Origin of the sequence: Pseudoalteromonas sp. Z1A6, from assembly GCF_011378745.1 — a bacterium.
GTDB classification, from domain to species: Bacteria; Pseudomonadota; Gammaproteobacteria; order Enterobacterales; family Alteromonadaceae; genus Pseudoalteromonas; species Pseudoalteromonas arctica.
Genome location: NZ_WTKW01000550.1, coordinates 1 through 1697, shown reverse-complemented (window position 1 = coordinate 1697; position 1697 = coordinate 1). Strand labels below are relative to the sequence as shown.

The window sequence follows — 1697 nt, the reverse complement described above, 5'->3', positions numbered from 1 at the left end:
GCTTACACCTATTTTTATAGCTCATTACTTTTTTGTCCGATATTACTGATCTCTACCATTTTGGGGTATTTCTACATCAAGGAAACTTAAATGCCGGCTAACTATTTGTTTACAAGTGCTTATTAGCTGGTTAAATTAGAACCTTTGTAATATTTGGACATTTGTCGGTTTGTAAAGCGACAAATATCGGATACAAAGTTGTTAGGTGTACTCATAGCATGGTGTCATTAATCTTAGATTTACTTGCTCCAAAAGCTAAAGCCGAATTCAATTTTGAGTTGAAAAATGGTTATGATAAATTCATCGATAACTTAAAGTCACAACATAAACCTTTAAATAGTAATAGCTCAATATTAAAATTCCGAATCGAAGGTGATTTCTTTTCAGATTTGCGTGCTACTCAGGTTGTTGTTGGTAAAAAAGCGAATCCAAAACATTACGCTAAAGTTGGTTTTGATCTGGAAGTTCACTCTTTAGATAATAATAAAGTTTTATTAAAAGCAGAAGAACGAGTCATTTTTGGTTACATAGAGCTTAAGGCTGTAGGGAAAGCTTTAGCTTCAATGCTAGAAAATTTAGCTTCTAGTTCGGAGAAAAGTAGCACCTAACAATGGTTTTCAAGTCGGACAAATTACAGTTGGCTGTTGTTCGTACCTCACACATTTTAGCCAACTGAAATTTGCTGCTTAAAACGGCGTTATAGGGCAAGTCAGGCAATGGAGTTTTATCATAAATGGTAAATAAAAAAATAAAATGGCTCATTTATACCGTATTAGTTGGATTGATTCCTATTCTTTCTAGGCTTTTTGTATGGGGCGTTACTGAGTCTGGAGTTGTTAGCTTAATAATGGCGTCAGACTTTATTGCTTTTGGACTTATCCTACACATTTCCAATATTAATGAAATTGAGCATTTAGCTGATGATGAAAAATCATGGAAAACTGTTCAAAATGGCATTTCAATAGCATTTATTGCATTTTATAGTGTTCTTTTTGCAATAATAATGATCAGTGAAGGTGTCCCCGATTTTATAAACGTTGAAGCAATAAAAAACTGTGCAGTAGGTTTAGCATTGGTTTCTTTTGGAATTAGTTTTTCTGTGTTCCATAGAATATCAAAAGCTGTAGCAAATGGAGGTACAGCTGAATGACTACTACCATTATTGTCTCTATTACGCTTATTTTGGGGTTAGTTGGTGTTTCTACTGTTGTTTGGTCGATTATTAATACCAGAAAAAAACATTACGAAAATTATAAATCAAGGAAACGGAATACATGATAAAGAATTTTATATATTTAGATGAAGATAAAATGTACTCGTTATCTTCCCAAATATTCGAAGGAATAACAGAGTATGTGCTAAATGAAGATTCTACAAATAATCATGAAAGTGAAACGCAAAAAGGACCTGTAGGTAGCGGTAAGGTGTTGGCTGATGTGATAATTTCAAGCAGTAAAGCTACAGAAAAGAAATTTTTCCATGATTACTCTTTTACTTTATTTGAAAATCACCTATTGGCTCAAGGAAGAGTATTAGATTTAACTTGCTCAGAACTTACTTTAGATGATTTAAAAGCCACTATTAATGATTTCTCTTTTATAAAAGTCAAAGCTAAATCCACATTTAACGATATAAACAAACTTACTGAACTATTTTCTGAATTTAATACTATTGGAGAAGCTTTAGCTCATATGGCG

2 protein-coding genes and 1 pseudogene are annotated in these 1697 nt (G+C 32.5%); all 3 read left to right on the top strand.

Annotation, left to right across the window (positions count from 1 at the left end):
• The first annotated feature begins 218 nt into the window (after nt 1–218).
• Nucleotides 219–608: a hypothetical protein gene (locus tag GQR46_RS19375; RefSeq protein ID WP_165742163.1), complete on the top strand. Its 390-nt coding sequence runs from the start codon at nt 219–221 to the stop codon at nt 606–608.
• A gap of 125 nt (nt 609–733) precedes the next feature.
• Entirely contained in the window at nt 734–1150 is a 417-nt protein-coding gene (locus tag GQR46_RS19370; RefSeq protein WP_165742162.1) for a hypothetical protein, read from the top strand.
• A gap of 124 nt (nt 1151–1274) precedes the next feature.
• Nucleotides 1275–1697, top strand: a pseudogene (locus GQR46_RS19365) (hypothetical protein); the annotation flags it as partial.

What these genes read in the sequence shown, in the direction of transcription:
- GQR46_RS19375 (WP_165742163.1), top strand. Translation starts at nt 219, where the DNA reads ATGGTGTCATTAATCTTAGATTTACTTGCTCCAAAAGCTAAAGCCGAA.
- GQR46_RS19370 (WP_165742162.1), top strand. Translation starts at nt 734, where the DNA reads ATGGTAAATAAAAAAATAAAATGGCTCATTTATACCGTATTAGTTGGA.